The 24,187-nt window shown below is 68.3% G+C and carries 21 protein-coding genes; all 21 read right to left on the bottom strand.

All coding sequences use genetic code 11. The features are described from left to right. Positions 1-5: 5 nt before the first annotated feature. From FWJ24_RS11785 to cysD, 21 genes are read right to left on the bottom strand one after another with little or no spacing between them, the layout of a single operon-like run. Positions 6-971, bottom strand: coding sequence for a class I SAM-dependent methyltransferase (locus FWJ24_RS11785; RefSeq protein WP_166443684.1), 966 nt, complete (start codon positions 969-971; stop codon positions 6-8). Next, positions 968-1,699 carry a class I SAM-dependent methyltransferase gene (locus FWJ24_RS11780; RefSeq protein WP_150288040.1) on the bottom strand — a complete coding sequence of 244 codons (732 nt, stop codon included), beginning with the start codon at positions 1,697-1,699 and terminating at the stop codon, positions 968-970. The genes FWJ24_RS11785 and FWJ24_RS11780 overlap by 4 nt, the downstream gene beginning before the upstream one ends. Then, positions 1,696-3,378, bottom strand: a complete 1,683-nt coding sequence (locus tag FWJ24_RS11775; RefSeq protein WP_150288039.1) for a hypothetical protein — start codon at positions 3,376-3,378, stop codon at positions 1,696-1,698. Before FWJ24_RS11775 ends, FWJ24_RS11780 begins: the two co-directional genes overlap by 4 nt. Then, entirely contained in the window at positions 3,378-4,073 is a 696-nt protein-coding gene (locus FWJ24_RS11770) for an acylneuraminate cytidylyltransferase family protein (RefSeq protein ID WP_166443683.1), read from the bottom strand. The genes FWJ24_RS11775 and FWJ24_RS11770 overlap by 1 nt, the downstream gene beginning before the upstream one ends. Before the next feature lie 4 nt (positions 4,074-4,077). Further along, complete coding sequence (gene neuC / locus FWJ24_RS11765; RefSeq protein WP_150288037.1) at positions 4,078-5,244, bottom strand: UDP-N-acetylglucosamine 2-epimerase; 1,167 nt, start codon at positions 5,242-5,244, stop codon at positions 4,078-4,080. Positions 5,245-5,268: 24 nt separating this feature from the next. Beyond that, positions 5,269-6,129 carry a methyltransferase domain-containing protein gene (locus FWJ24_RS11760; protein WP_150288036.1) on the bottom strand — a complete coding sequence of 287 codons (861 nt, stop codon included), beginning with the start codon at positions 6,127-6,129 and terminating at the stop codon, positions 5,269-5,271. Between the two features lies 1 nt (position 6,130). After that, positions 6,131-7,129: an N-acetylneuraminate synthase family protein gene (locus tag FWJ24_RS11755; protein ID WP_150288035.1), complete on the bottom strand. Its 999-nt coding sequence runs from the start codon at positions 7,127-7,129 to the stop codon at positions 6,131-6,133. 1 nt (position 7,130) lies between these two features. Further along, positions 7,131-9,005 (bottom strand): asparagine synthetase B family protein, encoded by a 1,875-nt coding sequence (locus FWJ24_RS11750; protein ID WP_150288034.1) that lies wholly within the window; start codon positions 9,003-9,005, stop codon positions 7,131-7,133. After that, a complete protein-coding gene (locus FWJ24_RS11745; RefSeq protein WP_150288033.1) occupies positions 9,002-9,706 on the bottom strand; it encodes a class I SAM-dependent methyltransferase in 705 nt (234 codons plus the stop codon). The genes FWJ24_RS11750 and FWJ24_RS11745 overlap by 4 nt, the downstream gene beginning before the upstream one ends. Continuing rightward, positions 9,703-10,617 (bottom strand): class I SAM-dependent methyltransferase, encoded by a 915-nt coding sequence (locus tag FWJ24_RS11740; RefSeq protein ID WP_150288032.1) that lies wholly within the window; start codon positions 10,615-10,617, stop codon positions 9,703-9,705. The genes FWJ24_RS11745 and FWJ24_RS11740 overlap by 4 nt, the downstream gene beginning before the upstream one ends. Next, a complete protein-coding gene (locus FWJ24_RS11735) occupies positions 10,610-11,005 on the bottom strand; it encodes a hypothetical protein (protein ID WP_150288031.1) in 396 nt (131 codons plus the stop codon). The genes FWJ24_RS11740 and FWJ24_RS11735 overlap by 8 nt, the downstream gene beginning before the upstream one ends. 11 nt (positions 11,006-11,016) lie before the next feature. Further along, on the bottom strand, positions 11,017-12,177 hold the full coding sequence (locus tag FWJ24_RS11730) for a DegT/DnrJ/EryC1/StrS family aminotransferase (RefSeq protein ID WP_150288030.1): 1,161 nt from the start codon (positions 12,175-12,177) through the stop codon (positions 11,017-11,019). 31 nt (positions 12,178-12,208) lie between these two features. Then, on the bottom strand, positions 12,209-13,219 hold the full coding sequence (locus FWJ24_RS11725; protein ID WP_150288029.1) for a class I SAM-dependent methyltransferase: 1,011 nt from the start codon (positions 13,217-13,219) through the stop codon (positions 12,209-12,211). Then, the gene (locus tag FWJ24_RS11720; protein ID WP_150288028.1) at positions 13,216-15,066 is read right to left on the bottom strand and encodes an ABC transporter ATP-binding protein; all 1,851 of its coding nucleotides are present in this window, start codon (positions 15,064-15,066) and stop codon (positions 13,216-13,218) included. Before FWJ24_RS11720 ends, FWJ24_RS11725 begins: the two co-directional genes overlap by 4 nt. Positions 15,067-15,068: 2 nt before the next feature. Next, complete coding sequence (locus tag FWJ24_RS11715; RefSeq protein ID WP_150288027.1) at positions 15,069-17,150, bottom strand: N-acetyl sugar amidotransferase; 2,082 nt, start codon at positions 17,148-17,150, stop codon at positions 15,069-15,071. A 7-nt stretch (positions 17,151-17,157) separates the two neighbouring features. Continuing rightward, positions 17,158-17,961, bottom strand: coding sequence for a class I SAM-dependent methyltransferase (locus tag FWJ24_RS11710; RefSeq protein WP_166443682.1), 804 nt, complete (start codon positions 17,959-17,961; stop codon positions 17,158-17,160). A gap of 25 nt (positions 17,962-17,986) precedes the next feature. Further along, positions 17,987-18,610 carry an imidazole glycerol phosphate synthase subunit HisH gene (gene hisH, locus FWJ24_RS11705; RefSeq protein ID WP_150288025.1) on the bottom strand — a complete coding sequence of 208 codons (624 nt, stop codon included), beginning with the start codon at positions 18,608-18,610 and terminating at the stop codon, positions 17,987-17,989. Further along, positions 18,607-19,950, bottom strand: a complete 1,344-nt coding sequence (locus tag FWJ24_RS11700) for a DUF4910 domain-containing protein (protein WP_150288024.1) — start codon at positions 19,948-19,950, stop codon at positions 18,607-18,609. The genes hisH and FWJ24_RS11700 overlap by 4 nt, the downstream gene beginning before the upstream one ends. 3 nt (positions 19,951-19,953) lie before the next feature. Then, the gene (locus FWJ24_RS11695) at positions 19,954-21,384 is read right to left on the bottom strand and encodes a hypothetical protein (RefSeq protein ID WP_150288023.1); all 1,431 of its coding nucleotides are present in this window, start codon (positions 21,382-21,384) and stop codon (positions 19,954-19,956) included. After that, positions 21,381-23,249: a sulfate adenylyltransferase subunit CysN gene (gene cysN / locus FWJ24_RS11690; RefSeq protein WP_150288022.1), complete on the bottom strand. Its 1,869-nt coding sequence runs from the start codon at positions 23,247-23,249 to the stop codon at positions 21,381-21,383. The genes FWJ24_RS11695 and cysN overlap by 4 nt, the downstream gene beginning before the upstream one ends. Next, a complete protein-coding gene (gene cysD / locus FWJ24_RS11685; RefSeq protein WP_150288021.1) occupies positions 23,249-24,181 on the bottom strand; it encodes a sulfate adenylyltransferase subunit CysD in 933 nt (310 codons plus the stop codon). The genes cysN and cysD overlap by 1 nt, the downstream gene beginning before the upstream one ends. Between the last annotated feature and the right edge of the window lie 6 nt (positions 24,182-24,187).

The following is a 24,187-nucleotide window of genomic DNA, read 5'->3' as shown; positions in this document are numbered from 1 at the left end:
GATCGCTAAAGGGGTTTGATCGCGTTGATCACAACGCCGTTGCCACCCGGACGGATCTCGGCATCCACGAGCCCTGCTTCGCGCGCCCATCGGCGCACATCGTCGATATGCGCCGGCAGATCATAGGCGGGGGCAAGGGCGTCGAACGTATCCATGATCGCCCATTCGCGCTTCTGCTCGGGCGATAGCGCGCGATTGCTGTAGTTCCAGCACGGGATGACCGAACCGAGATAATTGCCGGCATAGGGAATGGACTTGATCGCCGTATCGATCGGCAACCATTTGGGAATGAACCAGCGCAGGAAGGCGAGCAGCCTGTCGGGCGCGATGCGGGTGGTCCACCACCGCCAGAGATATTTCGATTTCCACGGCCGGATGAGGCCATCCTTGCGGTAGATATCGGCCGAGAGGCGCCCGCCAGGCCGAACCATGCGCAAGAGGGCGTGGAAGGCGCGCTCCGGGTCCGGCGTATGCTGGAGAACGCCGTGGCAGAAGACGAAATCGAAACTGCCGGGCTGGAACGGCATCGCCAGGATATCCGCCTGCACGAAGGCGATCTCGCCCTTCTCCTCATTGTTCTGGCGGCTCACATCGACCGCGCTCGAATAATCGAGCGCCACGAGCCGGGCGCCGAGGCGCGCCAGGATGGCGGTGAACCGGCCGGCGCCGCATCCCGCCTCCAGCACGCGCTGCCCGTTCAGCATCTCTGCGGTCCAGCCGGTTTCGGCGAAACGGAGCATCGAGAGGTTGGAGCCGTTGACCTCGTCAAGCTGGTTGGTTCGGAATGCGCCCCATTGGAGCGCGAAGGAGCGATTGTAACTGTCTTCCTCGCGGAAACGGGTGACCCCGTCCTGCACGGGCACGCGCGTGCCATCGGCCGCGATCAGTTCCTCTGCCGAGACGCGCCAGGCCGGTCCCAGCACCTCCGCGAGAAGCGCCTGCGCCTGGGGGTTCAGGGAGCCCCCGCTCACGACGCTGCGCTCCGCTGCGCGACGGCCACGAGATGCGGCTTGCCGGCCGGACCATGCAGCATGCGCCTCGTGAAAGCCCGCAATGCCATGCCCGGCGAAGAGACCCTGGGACGCGACATGTCGGTCTCGATCATCGCTTCGGGCACGAAGCCGGCCTGCTGGAGGCTGCGCTCCAGGCTCTCGGCGGACCAGGAGCGCACATGCTGCCAGCGGTGGAACAGCTTGCCGCTCTCCGGGCACAGGATCATGTTGCGTCTGCGATCCTCGTTGTTCGGCGTCGAGAAGATCGCGATGCCGCCCGGCGCGAGGCGCGCCCGCACATCGGCGAACAGGGCCGCGAGCGCATCGTCATAGAGATGCTCGATCACCTCGATCACCAGCACGACATCGAAGGTCTCGCCACGCTCGGCAAGGGCGCGGATCGTCGAGGCGCCCCGAAAGCGCTCGAGATGGCCGAGCCGGCGGTTGACCTCGGCAACGCTGACCTCGGAGGTATCGGCGGCATGCACTTCCGCCGCATGCCGGCACAGATGCGGAATGAGATAGCCCACGCCGCAGCCGTAATCGAGGATGCGCCGCCGCCCTGCGAACCAGGGCGCCAGGGTGCGGGCGATCTCCGCGCCGAACTGATAGGTGAAATAGACTTCCGGCGTGCCGGCCTGCCAATCCCAGAACCGCGCGATCATCTCGGGCGTCCAGACCAGTTCGGGATATTGCTCGGCCTTCATCCGGTGGGCTCCTCGGCGCGTGGGAACACCCCGAGGTCTTGATCGGCAATCGCGAGAAGATCAAGCGGCGTCCGGGATTCGATCCAATCCGCAAGGCGTTCGAGGTCCGGGCCGGGGCGCCAGGCCTCGCCCTGGGATGCGGCCTGCAGACGGGTATTCTGCCGCAATTCCGGAAGCCCGAAGGTTCCGGCGTCGAAATCGAGCAGGAACGAGGTCATGGGCTGCGGGCGCAGGTTGAGCGCCGCGTTGTAATGCTGCCGGGCGAGGCGGATCGTTGCCGGATCGAGCCGCGGCACGTCGTGCAGGCGGCCGAGCAGGTCGGCGAACTCGGCCCGTGTCGGCGGATCGAGCGTGAAGCCGAGGCCGGAATAGCGCCCGGTTCCGGCCGTGACGACGGGAACGCCGAAGCATGGGAGCTCCATGCCCACCGTTCCGCGCACCGTCAGCCCGTAATCGGTGATCGCGTAGAGCGAGGCGGTGTTGACGGGCGTATCCGCCGGCATCAGCCGGACATGGTCCGGCAAGGCGCCGAAGGCACGGGCGAGCGCGGCCGCCTCGAGCTGCTCCATCGCGGCGCCGTCCATTTTCGAGCGCCACACATTGACCGGATGCACCTTGACGATCCAGGTCAGTGCCGGATTGGCGATCGCGTGCCGGACCGTCTCGACGAGCCATTCCTGATAATCGGCGAAGAGGCTCTCGCCATAGAAGAAGGTGGCGTCGTAGAGGATATGGGCGAAGATCACCGCCACCGGCTTTCCCGGCGGCAGGTCCAGGGCGGCGCGGGTCTCCGCCGGCGAGAGCGCGACCTTGCCCTCCTGCAGCTTCTGGCGGTTATACCAGCCGCCGCCAGTATAGTTGCGCCGGATCCGCGCCAGCACCGCCGCGTCATCGGCCTCCGACCAGGGCCGGGCCTTGATCGCCGCCCAGGTCGCCGGCGCGAGCGCCATGGGATGCATGCCGCGATTGTCGAGCCGGTAGCGCGTATACATCAGGCTCTCGGAACTCGGCGCCCCGAACCATTGCACCGCCTCGCAGCCGGCCAGAAGGCAGGCATCGAACACCTCCCCCGCCGGCGTATAGCCACGCTCGTTGAACAGCGCCCGGTCCGGCCGCAGCGCGCCGACCAGCCGGCGCATGGTGGCGGCCGCGCGAAGCGAGGCGGCGATCTCGCCCAGCACCTCCTCACGCAGCGCCGGATCGGCGAGGTCGATCTGCCCGGCCCGCCGGCGGCGAAACACCGCTGAAAGCGCGTTGCGGCCGGTCCGGAACCCTTCGAGCTCCAGTGCCGCGACCTCGGCGATGCTGCCCAGCGGCGCCAGCAGCCGCGCCGCCTCGGCGCGATGGGGAGCGGGATCCTCCGCCGCCAGGAGAGCGTCGAAATAGCGGAATTCCACGTCGCGGCAGGCCGCGCGATAGATGCGCTCGATCACCGGCTCCCGTTGCCGCAGCAGCACCACGCTGCGGAAGCCGTGTCGCGCCTCGAGCGTGCCGGCAATCAGGGCCTCGACCTTGGCCGTCGCCGTCATCATGAACAGATCGGAGATCAGCAGCGTCCGGCGCGCCCCGGCCGGGGGCCTCGCGGCGCGCCAGGCGCCGAGCGCGCGGCGGAAGCGCAGCGCGTCCATTTCGAGCAAGGCCCGTGTCCGCAGCCGGCGGGGCAGAGACCCCAGCGCCATCACGGGTGACGCTCCCTCAGGCACCGCTCGGCCGCCTCCAGATCCTGCTCCTCGTCGATGTCGAGGCTGTCCTCGACAGGCATCGGGAAGGGGAGCAGATTGCCGCCGAACACGTAATCGGCGAGCCGCGCCGTGCGGGTGATGTAGATTGCGGCGCCGTTGCGGGCCAGCGCCGGCGGCTTCTCCTGCCGCCGCGTCGGCGTCGCCGGCTGATCGAGATAGGGCCGCAGATATCCGTCCGGGCCGAGGCGCATGACCGAAAGCGGGTGGAAGATATGCGGCACATCGATGCAGCTCACGAGGCTGTCGGCGCGGGGATCGGCCGCAAAGGCCGCGCAGGCCGCGCGCAACTGCTCGGGGCGGCGCAGCGGCGATGTCGGCTGCAGCGTCACCACCGCATCGGGATGATAGCCTGCGGCGGCGCAATCCGCGACATGATGCCAGAGGACATCGCGCGTCGGCGTCGCATCCTCCGCCAGGGCGGCGGGGCGCTCGAAAATCTCGGCGCCCCAGGCGCGCGCGATCGCCGCGATCTCGGCATCCTCCGTCGAGACGGCGATCCGGTCGAGCGCGCCGGAAAGCCGCGCGGCCTCGATCGTCCAGGCGATGAGCGGGCGGCCGGCGACCATCCGGATGTTCTTGCGCGGAACCCCCTTGGAGCCGCCCCGGGCCGGGATGATGGCGAGGAACCGCATCGCGTCAATAGGTGATGGTCTTCTGGACCCGGACCGGCCCGATCGTCGCGAGGATCTCGGCGATGCGCGCGCCGGCATGGCCATCGCCGTAGATATCCTCCATCGGGTAGCGGCCATGGGCCATCTGCGCGGCGATCGCATCACCGATGGCCCCGGCATTGTGATCGACATCCAGGACGTTGCGCCCGCGTTCGCGGCTGTCCTGACGGCTGCCGACATTGACGACCGGCGTGCCGATATAGGCGCCCTCGCGGATGCCGCTCGACGAATTGCCGACGAGACAGGCCGTCCGCGCCATCAGCCGCACATAGGTGGCGATCGGCAGGTTCTTGAAGAAGTGCAGCCCCTCGGCGAGCCCCTTCTCGCGCCATTTGCGCATGCCGCGGGCGATGTCCTCGGAGCCGGCATCCGCGTTGGGCCACAGCACGATCGCCTGCAATCCGTTGCGCCGCACCGCTTCGAGCGTCGCGGTGATCTGCGCCTCGCCCTCGCCGTATTCCGTCGTGACGGGGTGCTGGCTCACGATCGCGAAGGGGCGGGAGAGGTCGAGCCTGGCGCCGACGCCCGTCGCGAAGAGCTGATCGGCGGCGTCGAGCGTCGCGGTGCCGTCATCCGCGCCGAGGATTTCGGCCACCAGATCGATGCGCGGGCAGCCGACGCGGAAGATCATCTCCGGCCGCTCGCCGAGCCGCTCGATCCGCTGTGCGGCATCCCGGCTCGCCGGGAAATGGATATGGGCGAATTTCGTCACCGCGTGGCGGATGCTCTCGTCGATCGTCCCGGTGACCTCCCCGCCCATGGTATGCGCGACGGGAATGTTCATGTAGGCGGCCGCGAGCGTGGTCGCCATGGTCTCGAAGCGGTCCCCGACCGTGATGACGATATCGGGCTTCAGCCGCTCGAAGGCGGAGGGAAGCTCGATCAGCCCGACACCGGTCGATTTCGCCATCGTGGCCGGAGTCTCGCCTTCCAGCAGGATGTGCAGCCGCTCGTCGATCTCGAACCCGTCGCGTTCGATGAGGTTCACGACGCTGCCGTAGCGGTCGAGCAGCGCCGACGCCATGCAGACGAGCTGTAGGCGCAGGCCCGGATGCGCCCGGATCGCGCCGAGCGCGGATTTGATCGAGCTGTAATTGGCCCGCGAGCCGATGACGCAACAGATCTTTTTCATGCCCGTTCCATTCCCCCGCCGCGTTCAGCGCATGGCGTGACGATCGACCAGGGGGCGCAGCGCCGCGAAGGCGAAGACGGTGATTTTCCCCGATGGCTCGACCACCCGGCCGATCTCCAGCGGCTCAAGCCCCGCGCGGGTCAGCGCCAGCGCAAGGCCGGTAGGGCTATAGAGATGAACATGCAGCGCGCCAAGGATGTTGTCATCCGGCGGCCGGTTGCCGATCGTCGCGACATCCGGAACCTCGACATAGGCGAGCCCGCGCGCCGGATCGAGCACCCGCGCGACGGCCCGGAGCAGCTCCACAGGCTGCGCGACATGTTCGAGCACCTTGTTGAGCGTCACGAGATTCGCATCCCGGTGGCGATCCTCGCCCGAGAACAGCCCCTGCTCGACCGCAAAGCCGCCGAGCCCGCGCAGATGCGCCGCGGCGGTCGGATCCGGCTCGATCGCAACGGCCGACAGCGCGAAATCGGCCCGCGCCGAAAGCCGCGCCAGGAAGACCCAGAGCCCGGCGCCGATATCGACGGCCTTGACCGGCTCGACGGGCAGAACCCAGCGGCGCAGCGCCGCCAGAACACGCTCGACCCGCCCGGCATTGTCCGAGCGCTCCGGCGGGAGCGCCATCACCTTCGCGTATTTGCCTGCGAGATCGCCGCCCGCGAAGTCGATGTCGTAATAGGCGGCGCCGACGGCCTTGATGGCCTTGGCATGGGCGGGGTCGTGGATATTCGTCGCCGTGCCGCAATGCGGACAGCCCCGCCAGACCCGCCGGTAGCCGGCTTCCGCGATCCCCACGGCCCGCTCGAACCGATCGGGAATCGCGTGGACCAGCAGCGCATCGCCCAGCGCATGCCCGCAGAGCATGCAGGTTTGCGGGGCCATGTCAGTTCCATCCCTCGATCTCGGCGGCCGCGAGCTTGTGATCGGCCGGCAGGTCGCGCAGCACGCGCCGGCCGAGAAGATCGCGATACCGGGCCGCCGGGATCCCGTCGCCCGGCTTCTTGAAGGCGAGATCCTCGCGCCGGATCGTCGTTCCCGCGGCCAGGGCCCGCGCGGTGACGACGGATTTCTCGAAAATCCGCTTCATGTCGCGATACGGGGCCAGATCGTCCTTCTCGACCGGGTTGTCGAGCATGGTCCAGACGGCGCGGAGATCGCGGCAGAGCGCCGCGAATTCCGCCGGCTCCATGGAATTGGCGGCGTCGGAGCCATACATTTTCCGTGAGAAGGTCAGGTGCTTCTCGATCACGCCGGCGCCGAGCGCGGCGGCGGCGAGCGCGGCCGCCGGCCCCAGCGTGTGATCCGAGAAGCCAACCGGCACGCCGTAGCGCGCGCGCATCTCCGCCAGCACGTTGAGCCCGACCCGCTCCGGCGGGCAGGGATAGGCGGAGGTGCATTGCATGACGCAGAGCGGCCCGCCACCCCGGAGGATCGCCACGGCCGCGTCGATCTCCGCCCAGTTCGACATGCCGGTCGAGAGAAGGACCGGCTTGCCGGTCTCGGCGAGTCGCTCCAGCAGCGGCAGGTTGCTCGTCTCGCCGGACGGCACCTTGTAGAGATCGACGCCGATCTCCTCGAGGAGATCGACCGCCTCGAGCGAGAACGGCGAGGACAGGAAGCCGATGCCGGCCGCCGCGCAGGCCCGCTGCAGATCGCGCCATTGCGGCCGCGAGAACCCGGTGCGCTCGAAATATTCGAAGCGCGGCTCGCCCTTGAAATAGGGCGGCATCGGCGCGTCGCGCAACGTCTCGGCGGCCGGGATATGCGTCTGGAACTTGACGATATCGGCCCCGCATTCGGCGGCGAGCTCGATCAGCTTGCAGGCATTCCCGAACGAGCCGTCATGAACGGAGCCGATCTCGGCGATGATCATCGTCCGCATGTCAGGACGTCCCCAAGGGTTCGCGCCAGCCTTCCGCCTTCAGCCAGGCCTGCCAGCGCATCATGTTGAAATAGGGCCAGAGGAACATCATGTGGTTCTCCTCCGCCGCGCCCGATGTCACGATCCGCTCATGCGCATCGATGATCGCGAGCACCCCGCCCCGGTCGTAAAGTCCCAGGTCGTCGAACAGCGCCGAATGCGTCAGGTCGCGGAGCATCGCGGCGCCGGGGCCGGTGAACCAGAGATGAGCCGGGGCGTTCCAGCCCGTCTTCTTGACGCGGGTGCGCGTCGCCTCCGGCAGCAGGCCGCGCGTCGCCTCGCGCAAGAGCCGCTTCGTCACGCCGTCGCGGATCTTCATCGTGCCGGGTACGCGGTACATGAAGCGCACGAGGCGCGGATCGAGGAAGGGCAGGACCGGCGGCAGGCCGAACGCGGCGCCGTGGCGATCCTCGGCGCGAATGCAGCACGGCAGGGTCTCGCGGGTGAGGTCCTGCCATGTCCGCGTCTTGAGATAGGAGCGGTACGGCGCCTCCATGGGCGGCGCATAATCCCGGAATTCCGCGAAATCGGGTGAGAGCACATGCTTGTAACGGTCGAGCCGGGCCCTGTCCGCGAGGCAATGGCCGGGGCGCGCGGGATCCGTCAGACGATTCATGAGTTCGCGCGCGATCGCCGGCGATTTCCGGAAGATCGGATGGTCGTGGTGATGCGCCCAGGCGGAGATCTCGCGTTCGAGCGCGGCCTCTTCGCCGGCGGCGCGCAGATCGGCGAAATGCATCGGGAAATATTCGTATTCGCCGGCATTGAGCTCGTCGCCGCCAAGGCCCCCGAACAGCGCCGCGAACCCTTCGCCCGCAGCCTGCCGCGCCAGGCGGAGATGCGACAGCCAGGTCGCGGTGGCGACGGGCTCGTCATGGAGGCCGATCATCCGGTCGACATCGGCCGTCAGGTCGATCGCGTTCGGCAGCACGACCTGCCGCCATTCGCCGACATGGCGCGCCAGCATGTCGGCGATCTCCCGGCGCTCGTCATAGGTTTCGTCGACATAGAGCGTGCTGAACGCGATCTGCGGCCGGCCCTCGATCTCGACTGCCGAGGCGAGAACGGAGGAACTGTCCATGCCGCCCGAGAGCGTGAAGGCCCGGTTCGGAAAGCGCGCGAGACGGATGCCGACCGCATCGAGCAGCAGGGCGCGCAATTCCTCCGCGAGCCGCGGCTCGTCGCCGACCAGTTCGGGCGCATCCTCGGCATCGAACCAGCGCGTCATCCGCGCGGCACCGTCGCGGCCCAGCCGGACGACCATCCCGGCGGGAACCTGCGCGATGGCGGCGTAGGGCGAGCGCGCAGGCTCGGCATCGATGAGCCGGTAATGCATCGCACCGAAACGCGCGAGAAAGGCGCGGTCGGGCGTCGCGGGGATACCGGGCAGCCGCAGGAGCCCGCGCGGCTGCGAGGAGGCCGCCCAGCCCCCGCCGGGCAGCGCCGCGTAGAAGAGCGGGCGCATGCCGAACGGATCGCGCGCAAGCGTGATCCCGGTGCCGTCCGACGGGATCCAGGCGAAGGCGAAATCGCCGTTGACCCGTGCGAGCGCGGCCTCGACGCCGAGCCTGGCGATCAAAGCCGCGAGGATGGCCGCGTCGTCGCCCGTCGGCGGCTCCGGCAGGGATGCGAGATGGCCGGAACCGTAGAGCAGCCCGTCGAGCACCAGCAACCCCGCCGGATGCGCGGCGATCCCGCCTGGCCCCGAATGCGCAAGCCCGGCAGCCGCGCCGGTCGCAAGGAGGGTCTCCGGCGCGCCGCGATAGGCCGCGAGCATGTCCCCGATTGCGGCGGGAAGCGGAAGGCCTGGGGCGGCGAGAACGGCGATGCGGCTCATGATGCGGTATTTCCGGTCGCGGGAGTCTCGCGCCTGGCGACGAGGAATTCCCAGTGATGATCATAGCCGATGACCGGTTCCGCCGCACCGCCGGTGCGGATATCGGTCACGAAGCGGGAGATGAACCCGCGCTCGGCCAGAAAGGCGGCGATCTCGGTGCGGGCATAGCGGTTCACATGCACCTTCAGCTCCACCCCCGGATCGAGGAACCGGTCGGTCACCAGCGCATAGGCCGCGTCATCCCCGAAGGATTCGCGCAGGATGATCCCGCGCCGCGCGATGGCGGCGATGCGGTCGAGCGCGCGGTGCCAGTTGTCGATGTTCGAGAGCACGTTCATGCACAGGACGAGATCGGCCGCGCCGGTCGCGCTCTCGATCTCGCCGAGCAGCAGCCGCTCCGGCGGCAGGCCATAGCGGGGCAGTTCCTCGCGGCCGATCGCGATGAACGGCGCCGTCCTGTCGATGCCCCAATAGTCCAGAGCAAGGCCGCGCCGGCGCAAGGAATGGAAGAACCAGCCCGAGCCGCAGCCGACATCGAGCAGGCTCGCCCCGTTTCCCGCCATGCCGGCGACAAGATCGGCCGCCTGCGCGGCGCAGGTCATCTCCTCGGCCTCGTCCCGCGCACGGGCGCGATAGAGCGCCCGCATATGCTGTGAATGCGACCAGATGTTGAAGTGATCCGGATCGCCCGCGCGGATCATCCCTGCCGGCGCCCGACCAGATGGAAGGAGGAGGCCATCACCATGCCGCGCCAGTCGCGCGGGTTCTCCATGGCAAGGCTGGCCCGGCGGAAGAGATCCGGCACGACCCGCTCGAACATCGGCGGCAGGGCATGGAAATGCGTGTAGAGGATCTCGACATCGGTCCAGCCGGCGCGGCGCGCCGCCTCGGCCAGTTCGAAGGGCACATGCGCCCGGCTCAGCACCTGATCGTAACCCGGCTCTCCGGCCTTGCCGGTCCGCACGGGCGGGAGATCCATCCGGAACCGCGCCGCGAGCGCCTCCCGGAGCCCGTCGAGCGCGGCCCGCTCCGCATCGGACGCGGCGGCGGCCAGGGCCGGCCAATCGACAAGCCGTTCGGCAAAGAGTTCGAAGCTCGGGCGGTTGAGCGTGAAGAGCCCGAACAGCGCGTTGCGCGCCTCCGCGATCAGCAACCCGCCCGGCGTCACCGCCCCGGCAAGGCGGTGCAGGACCTGCTCGTCCTCCTCGGCAGGAATATGGGGAAGCACGCCGATCAGGATGGCCGAATCGAAGGCGATGTCCCGGCCCGGCGGCCGGAAGGCCCCGTCATCCAGCACCGAACCGACCCAGATCTCGGCATCCCCGCGCCCGATCTCGGTCGCCAGCGCCCGCGCGCGCGCCACCATTTCCGGCGTGAGGTCGAAGCCGTGCCAGGCGATCGGCGCATGCGCCATATGGCGGAGAAAACTCGCCGGGCCGCAGCCGGCATCGAGCAGGCAGCGCGCGCCGCCCTCAAGCAGCGTCCGCAGCACGAGATCGGCATGCACGGGCGGGTAGGCCGCGGCGGGCCCGTAATAATTGTCGTAATAATCGTCCGCCCAGGTCGCGTAGCAGGCGGCGATTGCACGCTCGACATGCGCCTTGTCAGCCATCGCGCGCCTCCTCCCGGCCCGGAACCGCCGGCATCGCGGCGAGGGTATCGAAATCGTCGAGCCAGAGCACGACCTCCTGCCGCTCGGCGGCGTTGTAGGCGTGCCATTCCGCCTCGCGCCCCGCTTCAACGAGCACCACGAAGCATTGCCGGGTATCGATGTTGCGCGTCAAAGCCGCGCGCAGGCCATGCCGGCGCAGACGGCCGCCCAGCGAGGGCGTCGCGTAATATCCCCAGCTCTTGCGCGTCACGTCGTATTCGCCGGCCTGTCCGTGCCGGAACGTCACCATCTCATCCGGTTCGAGCGCGATATCGGCGACATGCGACAGCATCAGGCCGGCAATGCCGACCCCGAAGCGGCGCGGGGGCGATTTCTCGTCGATCCGCATCGAGCCTCCTCCTAGGTGCCGGCGATCGCCGAACGCACCGCCGCAATTGCGGCATCGCCGATCCGCTCGGCATCGGCGGCGCTGACATGCGCGGCGACCGGCAGCGAGATCGTCTGCGCGGCGAGCCATTCCGCGACCGGGAACTGCCCGGGGCGATAGCCGTATTTCTCGCGGTAATACGTGAAGAGCGGCACCGCGCCGGGATAATGGATCGAGGTGCCGATGCCCATGGACTTCAGGGCATCCTGCACCGCGTCGCGGCTGATCGCACCGCTTCGCGGCAGCACGAGATTGATGCAATAATGCGAGGACACCGCCTTGCCATGCCGATCCGGGAAGATGGTCGCACCGGGGATCGTCGCGAGCCGCTCCGCGATCAGCGCATGGTTGCGGGCGCGCGCCGCAAGGCTGGCATCGAGCTTGGCGAGCTGGGCGAGCCCCACCGCGGCCTCGACCTCGCTCATGCGATAATTGAAGCCGAGGGCATCGACATCATAGAGCCCCGGCCGGGCGCGCTCGCCAAGCTGGCGGTTGTAGCCGAAGGCCCGGCGCTTGCGCAGCGTGGCCGCGAGATCGGGATCGTCGGTCGTCACCATGCCGCCCTCGATCGAGGTCATGTGCTTGACCGGATAGAACGAGAAACTGCCGCAGGTGCCGAGCCCGCCCGCCTTGCGCCCGCCGAAGGTCGCATCGAGCGCCAGCGCGCAATCCTCGATCACGAGGGCACCGGCCTTCTCCGCGATCGGCAGGATGCGGTCCATGTCGCAGGGCAGGCCGAGATAATGCACCGGCAGGATCGCCGCCAGCGGCCCCTCGGCCGCCGCTTGGGCCAAGGCATCCGGATCCATGTTGCCGGTTTCCGGGTCGACATCGACGAAAACCGGCGTCGCGCCCTGCAATTCCACGACATGGGCGGTCGCCACATGGGTCATCGCCGGCACCGCGACGCGGCGGCCGGGGCCGACCCCGTGGACGAACAGGGCAAGGTGCAGGCCCGCGGTGCAGCTCGACACCGCCACGGCCTCCGCGACCCCCAGCCGCGCCGCGAAGGCCCGCTCGAAATCGTGCGTCACCGGCCCGTGAACCAGGATACCGGAGCGAAGAACCGCAACCGCGGCCTCGATCTCGGCCTCGTCGATCTGCGGGCGACCGAAGGGAATGGGCGTATCCATGCTGGAACTTCCGTCTTGTCGCCGCCGCCGCTCAGAGACGGCGCGCGACCGTCCACATATGAGAGGAAAGGCCGTGGGCCGCGAGGAACTGCTGGAAGGGCCAGCCGAGGCGCTCCCATTCGGTGATCAGAACCCGCTCGAGGAACGGATCCAGCCGGACCCTGCCGGCCAGCGCGGCCTCGCGCACGAATTCCGCGTCCAGCCGGCCCGGCGTCGTGCTCTCGACCACCTCGTAGCCCTCATCGGCCAGGAGCCGGGCCAGCGCGGACGGGTTGAAAAGGTTCACATGCTCCGCATCGACCGCCAGCGATTCCGCGCCAAGCGTCGCGATGTCGAACCCCTCGCCATTGGGACAGGAGAGCACCAGCAGCCCGCCCTTGCGCAAGCGCGGGCCGATGCCGCGGATGAACCGCCGCGGCTCGAAAAGATGCTCGATCACCTCGAAGGCGACGACGACATCGGCCTCGGGCAGCGCTTCGGTCGAGACATCCTCGACGCGCGCCTCCACAACCTCGACGCCGCGCTGGCGGCAGGCCTCGGCCAGTTCCGGCGTCGGCTCGATGGCGACCACCCGCCGGAACGCGCCGGATTCCGTGGCCACCGCCGCGAAGGTGCCGAAGCCGGGGCCGATCTCGACCAGGGTGCCGCGCGGCACGCCGAACCGATCGCAATACCCGACAATCCGCCCCAGCCAGGGCCGGTGGATCTTCTCGCGGCGCGCGGCCTCGGAGGCGGGGAATACATGCTTCGCCCAGACGGCGTAATTCTCCGAATTGCGGTAATAATCCGCCAGGACGGCCTCGGAGGGGCGCGGCGACATGTAGAGCGTGCGGCATGTGCCGCACCGGAGATAGGAGAACCCGAATTTCTCGAAGGCCGGCGTGCCGGCGCGATCGCCACAGGCGGGGCAGGACACGGCCACGAATTCCGCCGCGCGGGCATGCATCCGCGCGATGTCCCGCGCGAAGGCCGCCTCCTGCATGGCCAGAAGATCGGTCGGGCAAAGCTCGGTCTCGCTGAGCCGTTCGCCGATATCGGTCATCGTCCTTCCTTCGTTCCGGCGGCGTCATCCGGCCTGCCGCCGCGGCCCTCCCCGCGGTCGTAGCCATCCAGCGCCATGATGTCCACCATGCGTGCGAATTCGGGGCTCGTCCGGTAGACCTGCGCGAAGCTGCCCTCGGCCATCACGCGGCCGGCCGCCATGAAGACGATCCGGTCGAAATGCTGGATGCTGCTCAGCCGATGCGCGATCATGATGACCGCCCTGCTCCCGCGCAGGCTGCGGATGGTCTCGATCACGGTCTCCTCGGTCAGGGCGTCGAGCGCGGAGGTCGGCTCGTCGAGGACGATCACCGGCGCGTCGCGCAGCAAGGCCCGCGCGATCCCTATCCGCTGGCGCTCGCCGCCCGAAAGCCCGCTGCCCTCCTCGTCGATCCGGCTGTCGAGCCCCTCGGGCAATCGGTCGAGGAGCGCGGAGAGCCCCGCCGCACGGGCCGCGTGCAGGATCGCCGCGTCGGAGACGGAGGGCAGGCCGAGCGCGATGTTGTCGCGCAGCGTGCCATGGACGACGAAGCTCTCCTGCGGCACATAGGCGAACAGCCCGGCGGGCATGGCGTGCATCGGCACGCCGTCGAGCAGGATACGCCCGCCGGTCGGCGCGAGCAGGCCGAGCAGCAGGTCGACGAGCGTCGTCTTCCCCGCCCCCGACCCCCCCGCGATCGCCACGAGTTCGCCGGGGCGGATGGAGAGATCGATCCCGGCGAGCACGCCGGGCCGGCCCTCCGCCCGGGCATAGCTGAAGAAGACGCGGTCGAGGTCGAGCCGCTCGAACGCCAGGCGCTGCGCCGCCGGCGCCGCCTTGGGGCCGGTATCGACGAGACCGGCGACATCCTCGCACAGGGCCGCGAGCGGCGCCTCCGTCATCCGCATATACTGGAGATGATTGAGGATCGTCGTGGCATGCGGGATGAGCCGGATCGCCGCGGCGGCGAAGAGCGCCATGCTCGGGATCAGTTCGCCGGGCCCCATCCCGGCATTGAGTGCGATCACGATCCCGCCCAGCACCGCCGTGACGACCAGCGCTTCTAGGGTCAGCCGCGGCACCTGCTGGGCCAGGCTGCGGCGGACCTGCAGCGCCATCGCCGCCTCGGTCGCACGGTCGACCGCACGCGCGAAGACATCACCGATGCCGAGAACCTTGAGCGTCTTGATGCCGCGCAGCGGATCGCGCACCGCGCGGTAGAGCGCCGCCTGGATCTCGACATTGTCGGCCCCCCAGCGCAGCAGCACCGGCCGCATGACCTTGAGGAACAGCCATGCGCTCGCCAGAACCAGCATAATGGCGGCAAGGGTTCCGAGCGGCTGGACATAGAGCAGAGTGCCCAGGACGACGGCCATCAGCACGAGGCTCGCGAAGATATCCAGCGCTGCGACGATCAGATGCTGCGAAACCTGGCCGATATTGTTGGCGATGTTGGTGACGAGGCGCGCCTGCCCCTTCGCCATGTGCCATTCCAGCGGCTGCGCGAGATAGGCGCGGAAGAGCCGGTTCGTCATCTGGATCTGCAACCGCCGGCGGAAGGCGAGGCCGAGCCAGCTGATGGCGAGCAGCATCGCCGCGCGGATCAGGAACGCCGTCGCTGTGGCGATCGCAAGCCCGGAGAGAAAAGCGTTCCGCTCCGGTGCCCCGAACGCCGCATGGAGCGCGCGGACGATTCCCGGCGCCGTGTCGTCGAGTGGCGACATCGCGACATGGAAGAAGGCGAACAGCCCCGCGAGCCCGCCCGCCTCGAGCACGGAGGCCGCGATCGCAGCAACGATATAGGCCGCGATCCAAGGCCGGGAATCGCGGTTGACGAGACCGAAGGCGCGGCGAACACTCGCAAGCACGTTCAGCCTTCCAGCCTGTCGCGCTTCCAGCGACCGTTCTCGAAGGACCACACGCGGGGATCGCGGAACGTGTCGGCGATGCGGTCGAATTCCGCCTCGCTCATGCCGACATAATCCAGCCAGCGCGCGAGGTCGGAGGGCTTGATCGGATCGTAATGGTTCACCAGTTCGATCGCGCGGGCACGGGTCATCAGGCCGGCGCGGATATCCTTCGAGGCGTGGTCGGTGGCGCGCCCATAGCCGAACTTGATGTATTTGAGATAATCATGCACGCCGTTCTCGTGCATGTCGTCGAGGTTCGACATGGTCCGGTAGGTCCTGTCGAACGGCGTGGTGCTGACCTCGAAGCCGTATTTCTCGACGACCATCCGGCCATGGTCATTCGCTTCCCAATAAATGTAATTGCCCAGGAAGATGCCGCGCAGGTCGAGGTCGAACAACGCCTGATCCGAGGGATATTTCCACGGGATCATATCGCCGCTCGTGAGCCCCTCGCGGCCGACGAAATACGTCCATTCATACCCGCGCGCGAAATGCTCGAGCCGGTCGCGGAACGTCACTTCCGGGAAATCGTCCATCGAGAACTGGCCGCAAAGGTCGAGATAGCCGTGCTCGCCGTAGAAGACCAGCGGAATGCCCCGCTCGGCCGCAACCCGCATCGGCACCGTCATGATGCCGACATGCGCGTGCCAGTTCATGTCGCCCATGATCACGAAGGCGAGGCGGTTGAGCTTTCGCAGTGTCGCCACCGAGGGCCGGACCACGACGTGATCGACGTCGAAGGCCTCGCGCATGCGCACCATGTTGCGCCAGCCGACATCGGTCCAGTTGTTGCCGTCATATGTGACGAGCAGCGGGTTGAGCCCGAATTCGTGCTTGAGGACGTGCGTCTGGAAATAGCTGTCCTTGCCGCCGGAAACCGCGATCACGCAATCATGGCGCGCGCCGTCCCGGCTGCGGTGGCGCTCGACCAGTTCGCGCAGGATCTCGCGGCGGCGGTCCCATTCAGAACGCGGGATCGCCGCCTTGACCTTCGCCATCTGGCAGCCGGTGCAGACGCCCGCATCGTCGAATTCCATCGGCGCGGCCGAGATCGTCGGGTAGACGCAGGCCGAGCACCAGCGCACCGCCGCATGGCCGCGACCGCCCGGCGGCCGCGCGGCCGCGAAATCCCCGGTTTCCGCCCGGCGGAGCCTTTCGGCGATGCGGGCATCCTCGCGGGCGGTGTCGTAGCGGGGCTCCCGGCACAGGAAGCGCGAGCCGAGCCCGACCGGGCGCATCGGCAGGCCGGCATCGAGGCAGGCCTGCTTGCCGTGGGAATAGCTCAGCTCGAAGAAATGGAAGATGTTCGCCGCCGCCGCCGCCGAGGCGCCGGCCTCGATCGCGGCCGGGAAATGCGCGTAGCGCCCGACCCCGCCGCAGGCGACGACGGGGATGGCGACCGCCTGCGTCACATGCCGGATCAGCGCGGTATCGTAACCCATGCCGGAGCCGTCGCGGTCGATGGAATTGAGGAAGATCTCGCCGGCGCCGCGCTCCTGCATCTGCCGCGCCCAATCGGCCGGATCGAGCCGGGTGGGCCGGCGGGCGCCGTCGACGAACACCTCCCATCGCCCCGCCTCGCGGGCGCGCGCGTCGATCGAGACCACGATGCATTGCTCGCCGAAACGCCGCGCCGCCTCCTCCACAAGCCCGGGCGTTTCGAAGGCGGCGGTGTTCAGGGTCACCTTGTCCGCGCCCGCGGCGAGCCGCGCCTCGATGTCGCGGAGCGACCGGATCCGCCCGCCGAAGGTCAGCGGCATGAAACAGACCTCGGCAATCGCCCGCAGCACATCAAGCGCGGAATTGCCGGCATAGCTCTGCTGGAGATCGTCGCGGCGCAGATCGTGCCCCTCCTCGCCGCGGCTGATATCCAGCACGACGAGTTCATCGACATTCCAGTCCGAGAAGCGCTGCACGCTGCTCATCGGGTTGCCGATGACCTGGTGCACCTTGAACAGCTGGCTGCGGACGATGACGCCGTGCTTCAGCAGAAGCACGGGCACCAGCCGGGGGCGAGTGGTCGGCGGAGCAGCGATCGTCATCGGGCGATCACCCCTTCACGAAGCGTGCGCCGAAAACGCTGCACATGAACATCAGTTTCCAGCGGACATCCTCGGCCCAGCCGATCGTATCCTCCATCTCCCTCGCCGCAAGATCATCCGGGTTGAACCCCGGCATCAGCAGCGGCGGCCGGGGATGCAGGATGGCGAATTCCTGCCGCTCCTCGAACAGCGAGAAGCGCTTCAGCCTGGCGCCATAGGCCAGAGGATTCTCTCGCGTCGGGAAGGAGGCCCGGTCCGGCTTGTCCGGATGGGTCAGCAATGCGGAAACCTCGCCGTTGTCCACGAAATCGGAGAAATTATTCCGATAGAATTCAACGGTTTTCTTGTTCAACGTAAACATGTCGAACAATTCGTTCGAATGGGTAACAACAAGATGGCCGCCGGGCTTGAGAATTCTGCTCGTCTCCGCATAGAATCTCTCGCCTTCCTCCGCCCCCATATAGGCGAGGACATTTAGCGCCAGAACCAGATCCTGGCTCGCCGTGGCGATCGGCGCCAGAGCGGTTTCGGTTCCCTGGAGAACCTGCCAACCGCCTCCGAAGCGCGACAGACGCTCCTGCGTGGCGTGCACCATGCTTCGATCGATATCGATTGCAATCACGCTGCCGCCGAGATCGAGGATGCGTTCCGACATGATTCCGTCGCCGCAGCCGAAATCGACCGCAGCCCCGTCAAGCCGCGCCCCGGCGAGCAGCGCCTCCACCATGCGCAGCCGGTTCCGGTGATAGGGGGTCGCCATCGTGTCGCGATAGGCGCCGGCCCGCTGCTCCCAATATTCCTTGCTGCGCATGTCAGGCTCCCCGCATCCTTCGACCTCAGAGGTTCCGGCAGTAATCCGCGAAGGCCGCCAGCATCGCGAGACCCGCATCCTGGCTCTTCTCGGGATGGAACTGCGCGCCGAACACCCTGCCGCGCTCGATCGCGACCGTGATCCGCCCATTGCCATAGGCCATCTCGGCGGCGACGTCCTCGTCCCGGTGGCAGACGACGTGGTAGCTATGCGCGAAATAGACGCTGGCGCCGGGCGGAATGCCCTTGAACAATCGCGCCTCGGGCCTGGGCCGGATATCGCACCAGCCGATATTCGGCACCCTTTCCCCCGGCCGCTGCGGTTGCAGGCGGATCGCCCGCCCGGAAACCAGACCGAGCCCGGCATGGGCGCCGAATTCGTCGCTCCCCTCGGCCAGGAGCTGCATGCCGAGGCAGATGCCGAGAACGGGGACGCCGCGCGCCGCCGCCCGGCGGATCGGATCGACGAGGCCGTTCTGCTCCAGGCTCGCCATGCCGTCGCCGAAGGCCCCGACACCCGGCAGCAGAAGCGCCCGCGCGCGCGCCACCATCTCGGGCTGCCGCGTCGTCTCGGCGGGCGCCTCGATGCGCCTCAAGGCCGAGAGCACCGAGCCGATATTGGCGATGCCGCTGTCGATGATCGTGATCATGGCGCCATCCGCTCCGGTTTGCGACGGGGGATCTCGGCCCTTTCGAGCGCAACCAGTCCCTTCTCCTGAAACCGGCCGAGATAGCGCCGCAGCCGGTCGAAGGGCAGGCCGTGCCGCTCGGCGATGTCGAGCACGCTCATGCTGCCGTCGAAATAGCGCAGCAGGCAATCCAGCAGATGGCCCCAGAGTTCGGCATCCGCTGCGAGATCCTTGGTCACGGTCGGGTCCGGCCGCTCCATGTAGAGATCGTAGGCGGGGTTCGACAGGCAGATCAGGCCGTCGAACCGGCGGCGGATCGTCACGTTGTCCTCGAGCGATTCAACGATCTTCACCAGCACGTTCAGCATTTCTTCCAGCTGTTGCGGCTGCATCAGGTCCGGGCCGTCGAGGCTCGAATGATATTCGCGAAACGGCGCGAACTGGTCCTCGCACCGCGTGATCTCGACGAAGGGAACCTCGTATCCGGGCGCCTCCCAGACCGTCTCGTCGTTGCCCGCGCCCTTGCGCCAGGGCACGAGATGATGCGCGCGCGCATGGTGGCGCAGCGCATTGGAGACGGCCTGATCCAGCATCTGCCCGCCGAGGAAGGTGGCGGTCGCCTTGATCGGTGCGCCGGTGCCCGGCATCTCCTCGAACAATCCGGCCACGAGCGTCTCGATCTCGTCCGGCGGCAGATCCGCGAGATAGAACACCGTGCCGAGATGTTCGGGCGCGATGACGAGACGGTAGCTGTAGAACGTCTCGCGTTGCATGAGCCGCTGCATGAGCCGGATCAAGACCGCGACGCCGGCGAAGCCGTCATTGGCCATGTGCGGATGGCAATTGTGCGCGTTGAAGACGATCGTCTTCCGGCTGGCGCCCCGCTTGTGGGCGATGCCCACCAGCATCTCGCCATCCTCGTATTCCGTTTCGAGCTCGACGCGGTAGCGCCCCGGTCCGAGCGTGCCATAAAGGGAATAGGGCAGGACGAGGCGCCAATCCGCATCCCAGGGGCGGTATTGCCACATGCAATGGAACATGAAGGCATCCGGCAGGTCCGGGTTCGTCACCAGCCGGGGCCGCAGCTCCTCCCAATCGAGTTCACCGCTGAAGGAACGGGAATAATAGCCGACCGCCAGCGCGTTTCCGGTTCCGTCGAAGATCTCCACGCCGTCCCGATAGAGCTTGGCCCTGCGCACGCGCCAATTCTTCGGAACAGTCCAGCCATTATGCGTGAGCCCCGACGGGTAGCGCCGGATCTCGAGCGGCAATTCCGCGGCGATGCGCCGGAACAGCCCCTCATTGTCGTCTGCGACGACGGCCGTGCGGAAACTGCAGAGATCGCGGATGAGCGTGCGCATGGTTCAGGCTGTTTGGGATAGCGGCGGGCGCGAGGCAAGCGCGATGATGTCGTCGACGATGCGGGGCGCAGCCGGCGAGACCGGAAGCGTCTCCGGGATGCCGGAGTCCACCGGGCGCAGCAACTCCGCCGCGACGCAGCGCTCGAGATCCTCGAAACTCGTCACGGCGGTGAGGCGCGGCTGATCGTAGAGCGACCAGCGCCATGGATCGGCGCGGATGCCGAACCAGTCATACATCACCAGCGGCTTGTTCCAGAGCACCGCATAGGCATTGGTGGAGCAGCCGAAGGACAGTACCAGGCGGCAGCCGGGATAGAGCCGCTCGATCCCCATCCCGCGGCTGATCGTGATCTGCGGCGCGCGCTCCAGCAGCGGCGCGTAATCCTCCGCCGCGCAGAGGGGATGGAGGGACACGAGCGTGCGCAGCGGCTGCCGGACGAGGAAGGCCGCGATGCGCTCGATGCGCGCGAAATGGGTTTCCCGGTCGCAGTAATGATGCTCCCAGGACGGCTCGACATTGTAGAGGATATAGGGCTCGTCCGGCCGCAGGCCGAAGCGGGCCGCCATTTCGGCGCGGAGCGAACTATCGGCCGCCTCGGCGATCACGGGGTCGAGCCGCGGCGGGCCGAAGACCCGGATCAGCCCGGCCTCGGTGCCGCTCGCCACGAGAAGCTGCCGGGATTTGTCCGACGGCGCGTAGATCCGGTCGAAATCGCCGGAAGGATTTTCCCAGACATCGCGCCGGGCGAGGCCGGCGATGAAGCCGCCCGCGATCTTCTCCCCCGGCCAGCACAGGATGCGCTCGGCGCCCTCCCCCACGGTCCAATCCGGCCGCAGGCGGGCGAGGATACGGGAGAGCAGATGCGCATCGGCCCGGTGGCTGCCATCGACCATCCCGAGATGGTAATTGGACAGACGGGCCCGGCGGCCGATGATCCCGGCGACCAGCGGCGATGTCAGCACGCAGGCGCGCGGCACGCCCTGCCGCCGCGCCTCGACATTCATCGCGTTGTCGAACTCGCAGCAGCTGTGGAAATTGTTCGCGACCACCACGTCCGGCCGGATATCCCCGAGAAGCCGGCGGGCATGCGCGCGCTGGCGGAAGCCGCCGCACGCATAGAGCAGCGCGTTGACGAAGGGGCGAAGCGGTGCGGGCACGCGCGGCCTGCGCCCGGGCCTACGGACCGTGCCGGCCGCCGCGCCGGCATCCTGCGCCGGGTTCGCCGGCGCTGCGCCATAGGCCCAGGGATCGGGGACGCGGTGGACCGTGGTCCCCTCGGCCTGCGCCGCCGCCGCCAGCGCATCGGCGGCCGGCCCGCGAAAGCCGATCAGCAGGTGCACATCCCAGCCCCGATCCCGGAATTCCGGCATCAGGCGCGCCATTTCGGCGCGGGCATGAAGAACCGAGAAGGTGAACAGCACCCGCCGCTTCACGGCAGGATTCCCCCGCCGCGCAGCAGGCCGAGGAGGCGCTCGGCCCCGGCCTCCGGGCTCAGCTCGCCGGTCATGATCCGCAATTCGGGGGTTTCGGGCGGCTCGTAGGGCTGGTCGATCCCCGTGAAGTTCGGAAGCTTGCCGGCGCGCGCCTTGGCATAGAGGCCCTTGGGGTCGCGGCGCTCGCATTCCTCGAGCGGCGTATCGACGAAGACCTCGAAGAACCGGCCCGGCTCGAACAGCGACCTGGCCATGGCGCGATCGGCCCGGAAGGGCGAGATGAACGAGACGATCACGATCAGCCCCGCATCCACGAACAGCCGCGCCACCTCGGCGACCCGACGGATATTCTCAACCCGATCGGCCTCGGTGAAGCCGAGATCGCGGTTGAGGCCGTGCCGGATATTGTCGCCGTCCAGCACGTAGGTATGGCAGCCCTCGCGCACCAGCGCCCGGTCGAGCCTGTCCGCGAGCGTCGATTTCCCCGAGCCTGAAAGGCCGGTGAACCAGATCGCGGCGCCCTGATGCCCCTTGAGCCGCGCGCGGGCGGCGCGGTCCACCGAGAAGCCCTGCCAGGCGATGTTGGAGGCCCGGCGCAGGGCGTGCCGGATCATGCCAGCCGCCAGGACATCCCCGCTTTCCCGGTCGATGAGGATGAAGCCGCCGGTCTCGCGGCAGGACTCGTAGGGATCGAACGGGATCGCGCGGTCGAGCCCCAGGGTCACGCGCCCGATCGCGTTCATGGCCAGCGCCCGCGCGGCGCGCGGCTCGCCCGTCGCGATATCGATCTCGTGCTTGAGGGCGGTGATCGCGACCCCGGTTTCCGATGTCCCGACCCGCAGCAGGTAGCGCCGGCCCGGCAGCAGCGGCGTCTCCGCCATCCAGACCAGATCCGCCGCCAGCTGATCGGCGAATTCGGGGGGGCTTTCGGCGGAGGCGAGGAGATCGCCCCGCGCGATATCGACATCGTCCGCAAGCGTCAGCGTCACCGCCTGCCCCGCCCCGGCGCGCGGCAGGTCGCCCGCCATGGTGACGATGCGCCCGACACGCGATGCGCGCCCCGAGGGAAGCACGACGACGGAATCGCCGGGCGCGACGGTGCCTCCCGCGATCGTCCCGGCATAGCCCCGGAAATCCGGCGCGACGCGGATGACATGCTGCACCGGCATCCGGAACGGCCCCGGCGCGGCCGGGGTGATGTCCACCGTCTCGAGATAGGGAAGCAGCGTCACCCCCTGATACCACGGCATGGTCGACGCCGGCGCGCCGGCGATGTTGCAGCCGTTGAGGGCCGAGACCGGAATGGATTCGACGGAGCGGAACCCGAGGCCTTGCGCCAGCGGCGCGTAGGCGGCGCGGATTGCCTCGAAGACCGCCTGATCATAGCCGACGAGATCCATCTTGTTGACCGCCAGCACGACATGGCGGATCCCCAGCAGGGCGGCGATCCGGCTGTGTCGGAAGGTCTGCGGCAGCAGGCGCTTGCGGGCATCGACCAGGATGATGGCGAGATCCGCCGTCGAGGCGCCGGTCGCCATGTTGCGGGTATATTGCTCATGGCCCGGCGTGTCGGCCACGATGAATTTCCGCCTGGGCGTGCCGAAGAACCGGTAGGCGACATCGATCGTGATGCCCTGTTCCCGCTCGGCCTGCAGCCCGTCCACGAGCAGGGCGAGGTCCGGCGCCGCGCCGGTCGTGCCATGCTTGCGGCTGTCCCGGTCGAGCTTCGCCATCTGGTCGTCCATGATGGCGCGGGCCTCGAACAGCAGCCGCCCGATCAGGCTGCTCTTGCCGTCATCGACGCTGCCGCAGGTCAGGAACCGCAACAGACCGCGCGCGGATGGCCCGGAATCCGGCAGCGCCATCAGAAATACCCCTCGCGCTTCTTCTTCTCCATCGAGCCGGATTGATCGTGGTCGATCGCGCGGCCCTGCCGCTCGGAGGAACGCGATTCCGCCATTTCGGCGATGATCGCCTCAAGGGTCGCGGCTTCGGAGACGATGGCCCCGGTCAGCGGATAGCAGCCCAGAGTCCGGAAGCGGACCATCCGCTCGCGCACGATCTCCTCCGGCCCGATCCTCAGCCGGTCGTCATCGACCATCAGCAGCAGGCCGTTGCGCTCGACAACCGGGCGCGGCCGGGCGAAATAGAGCGGAACGACCGGAATCCCCTCGCGGGCGATGTAGCGCCAGACATCCAGCTCGGTCCAGTTCGAGAGCGGGAAGACCCGCATCGTCTCGCCCTGCGCCATGCGGCCGTTGTAGAGCCGCCAGAGTTCGGGGCGCTGACGGCGCGGCTCCCAGCCATGGCCGGGGGCGCGCAGCGAGAACACCCGTTCCTTCGCCCGCACGGCCTCCTCGTCGCGCCGGGCGCCGCCGATGGCTGCGTCGAAGCGATGGGCATCGAGCGCCTGCCGCAGCCCCTGCGTCTTCATGATGTCGGTATGGAGCGCGGAACCATGATCGAGCGGGTTGATGCCACGCGCGAGACCCTCCGGGTTGATATGCACCAGCAGGCGCAGGCCGAGTTCCCGCGCGCGGCGATCCCGGAACGCGATCATCTCCCTGAATTTCCAGCCGGTATCGACATGCAGCAGCGGGAAGGGCGGCGGCGCGGGGTAAAAGGCCTTCATCGCCAGATGCAGAAGGACGGAGCTGTCCTTGCCGATCGAATACAGCAGCACCGGATTGGCGAACTGCGCCGCCACCTCGCGGAGGATGTGGATGGATTCCGCCTCCAGCAGATCGAGATCGGAGACCGGCGCGGAATCCTCCGCCATGGCGCGGCGCGTCGACATCGCCCC

Origin of the sequence: Rhabdaerophilum calidifontis, assembly GCF_008641065.1 — a bacterium.
In the GTDB taxonomy this organism is placed as follows: Bacteria; Pseudomonadota; Alphaproteobacteria; order Rhizobiales; family Beijerinckiaceae; genus Rhabdaerophilum; species Rhabdaerophilum calidifontis.
Note: the sequence above shows the minus strand (reverse complement) of the source record. Positions and strands in the feature narration are given on the sequence as shown.

Bases quoted from the DNA above. Each gene is read 5' to 3' on its own strand.
- FWJ24_RS11760 (WP_150288036.1), bottom strand. From the start codon at position 6,129: ATGGCCCCGCAAACCTGCATGCTCTGCGGGCATGCGCTGGGCGATGCG.
- FWJ24_RS11745 (WP_150288033.1), bottom strand. From the start codon at position 9,706: ATGATCCGCGCGGGCGATCCGGATCACTTCAACATCTGGTCGCATTCA.
- FWJ24_RS11710 (WP_166443682.1), bottom strand. From the start codon at position 17,961: ATGCGCAGCAAGGAATATTGGGAGCAGCGGGCCGGCGCCTATCGCGAC.
- neuC (WP_150288037.1), bottom strand. From the start codon at position 5,244: ATGAAAAAGATCTGTTGCGTCATCGGCTCGCGGGCCAATTACAGCTCG.
- cysN (WP_150288022.1), bottom strand. From the start codon at position 23,249: ATGGCGCTGCCGGATTCCGGGCCATCCGCGCGCGGTCTGTTGCGGTTC.
- FWJ24_RS11740 (WP_150288032.1), bottom strand. From the start codon at position 10,617: ATGGCTGACAAGGCGCATGTCGAGCGTGCAATCGCCGCCTGCTACGCG.
- FWJ24_RS11735 (WP_150288031.1), bottom strand. From the start codon at position 11,005: ATGCGGATCGACGAGAAATCGCCCCCGCGCCGCTTCGGGGTCGGCATT.
- FWJ24_RS11700 (WP_150288024.1), bottom strand. From the start codon at position 19,950: ATGCGCACGCTCATCCGCGATCTCTGCAGTTTCCGCACGGCCGTCGTC.
- FWJ24_RS11725 (WP_150288029.1), bottom strand. From the start codon at position 13,219: ATGACCGATATCGGCGAACGGCTCAGCGAGACCGAGCTTTGCCCGACC.
- FWJ24_RS11775 (WP_150288039.1), bottom strand. From the start codon at position 3,378: ATGGCGCTGGGGTCTCTGCCCCGCCGGCTGCGGACACGGGCCTTGCTC.
- hisH (WP_150288025.1), bottom strand. From the start codon at position 18,610: ATGATCACGATCATCGACAGCGGCATCGCCAATATCGGCTCGGTGCTC.
- FWJ24_RS11730 (WP_150288030.1), bottom strand. From the start codon at position 12,177: ATGGATACGCCCATTCCCTTCGGTCGCCCGCAGATCGACGAGGCCGAG.
- FWJ24_RS11770 (WP_166443683.1), bottom strand. From the start codon at position 4,073: ATGCGGTTCCTCGCCATCATCCCGGCCCGGGGCGGCTCCAAGGGGGTT.
- FWJ24_RS11750 (WP_150288034.1), bottom strand. From the start codon at position 9,005: ATGAGCCGCATCGCCGTTCTCGCCGCCCCAGGCCTTCCGCTTCCCGCC.
- FWJ24_RS11715 (WP_150288027.1), bottom strand. From the start codon at position 17,150: ATGACGATCGCTGCTCCGCCGACCACTCGCCCCCGGCTGGTGCCCGTG.
- FWJ24_RS11780 (WP_150288040.1), bottom strand. From the start codon at position 1,699: ATGAAGGCCGAGCAATATCCCGAACTGGTCTGGACGCCCGAGATGATC.
- FWJ24_RS11755 (WP_150288035.1), bottom strand. From the start codon at position 7,129: ATGCGGACGATGATCATCGCCGAGATCGGCTCCGTTCATGACGGCTCG.
- cysD (WP_150288021.1), bottom strand. From the start codon at position 24,181: ATGTCGACGCGCCGCGCCATGGCGGAGGATTCCGCGCCGGTCTCCGAT.